This window comes from Fretibacterium sp., from assembly GCF_057312375.1.
Genome location: NZ_DBHLDX010000089.1, coordinates 1760 through 3479, shown reverse-complemented (window position 1 = coordinate 3479; position 1720 = coordinate 1760). Strand labels below are relative to the sequence as shown.

The 1720-nt window shown below is 63.5% G+C and carries 3 protein-coding genes; 2 read left to right on the top strand and 1 reads right to left on the bottom strand.

What is annotated here, in order from left to right; all coding sequences use genetic code 11:
* Positions 1 to 82: 82 nt before the first annotated feature.
* Both speE and ACO41U_RS09660 read left to right on the top strand, forming a co-directional pair.
* Entirely contained in the window at positions 83 to 943 is an 861-nt protein-coding gene (gene speE, locus ACO41U_RS09665; protein ID WP_485943537.1) for a polyamine aminopropyltransferase, read from the top strand.
* The gene (locus tag ACO41U_RS09660; RefSeq protein WP_485943535.1) at positions 940 to 1461 is read left to right on the top strand and encodes a hypothetical protein; all 522 of its coding nucleotides are present in this window, start codon (positions 940 to 942) and stop codon (positions 1459 to 1461) included. The genes speE and ACO41U_RS09660 overlap by 4 nt, the downstream gene beginning before the upstream one ends.
* Here the strand turns inward: ACO41U_RS09660 and ACO41U_RS09655 are convergent.
* Complete coding sequence (locus ACO41U_RS09655; protein WP_485943533.1) at positions 1409 to 1669, bottom strand: hypothetical protein; 261 nt, start codon at positions 1667 to 1669, stop codon at positions 1409 to 1411. The genes ACO41U_RS09660 and ACO41U_RS09655 overlap by 53 nt on opposite strands.
* Positions 1670 to 1720: the final 51 nt, after the last annotated feature.

Genomic DNA, 1720 nt, shown 5'->3' with positions numbered 1-1720 from the left:
TTCATGGTACGCTATGTTCGTACGCTCAAGAAGAGGGGGCCGCGCCCCAACAATTTTACTATTAAGGATGGAGGGGATGGACATGGGCGACGCACCCGTGACGAGGGCCAAGCGGACGAACGATCTGTGGCTGACGGAGGAGAGCAGCGAGGGCCTGCGCCTATCGCTGAAGGTGACGGACGTCCTACACCGCGAGAGGACGAAGTGGCAGGACATCCTGGTGGTGGACACGCCGGAGTACGGTCGCACCCTAATGCTGGACGGGGCGTTTCAGTTGACGGAGCGGGACGAGTTCACCTACTCGGAGATGATGGCCCACGTGCCCCTTTGCTCCCACCCGGATCCGAAGCGCGTCCTGATCGTCGGCGGCGGCGATGGGGCCATCCTGAAGGAGGTGCTGAAGCACCCCGGCGTCGAGCGGTGTACGCTCATCGACATCGACGAGCGCGTCATCGCTGCGTCGAAGGAGTGGCTGCCCACCGTCGGCTGTGCGCTCTCGGACCCCAGGGCGGACGTGCGCTGCATGGACGCGATGGAGTACCTCCGCACGACATCCGACCGGTTTGACGTCGCTATCGTGGACAGCACCGACCCCGTGGACTTCGCCGCGGGACTCTTTCAGTCGCCCTTCTACCGGGACCTGAAGGCCGTCCTGAACGAGCGGGGCATGATGACGGAGCTGACGGAGTCCCCCTTCACGGACACGGCGCTGATGTGCCAGTCCATCCGCGAGATGCGCGCCGTCTTCCCCGTCGTTCGAATGTACTGGGGCGTCGTGCCCACCTACCCGTCCGGCATGTGGACCTACGGTGCGGCCTCCCTCTCCGCAGACCCGGCCACCCCCCTGCGGGAGGTGGCCGGCACGCGCTGGTACACGAACGCCATCCATCGCGCCGCCTTCATCCTGCCGCCGTTCCTCGAGGAGTTGATCCGCGAAAATTGAAAGAGCTGCTGCAAAAGCCGTTGAAAAAACTCGCCCTGATCCTTGCGCTGGCTGCGACGCTCACCGCCTGCCGAGGTGTGGCAGCGGCGCAGGATGGGGAGCGATACCTGCCGGTGTTCCAGGACGACCGAATGGGCCTCTACTTCCTGGACACGGAGACGATCCAGCGTCAGGAGGGCGGAGACGTCTTCCTGTTTCGTTACAAGAGCGTCATCAGCTGGCGCTATCGGGACAAGCTGCTGCAGAGGACGCGGGACAAGAGGGAGCGCGAAAAGATCAAGCGATGGGCCTACAGCATCGTGAGCCTGTTCTACCGGCCGGAGGACCGCACGGCCCGCTTTGCCATCACTGCGACCTTCACCAGGACGGACAAGCTCCTGACCCGAACGCCCTACGACCAGCCCTTTACGTCCGTTTCCCGTTCCCCTGCCGTGGAGGCCCTGTGCGACGCGCTGATGCGGTTCGTCACCGCCCATCCCGAAGCCGTGCAGGTCCTGCCCCGGTCGGACGGGAGGTAATCGCCGCCCGCGCTTCGACGTCCCTGACGGGACTGTGTTCCATTACGGCGAGGTAGTCCTCCTTGTCGACGAGGTTCCAGTCCACGACTACTCCGAATCCCTTCCTGAACATGGCGTCCAGCCAGATGCGCATACTCCTTCCGTTGCCCTCGCGGAACGGGTGTGCGACGTTCATCTCGACGATCTCATTGAAGATGCTCTGCGGCATCCGCCGATCGCCAAGAGCACTACATCGTATAGGACCGCCTTAAAGTGACTA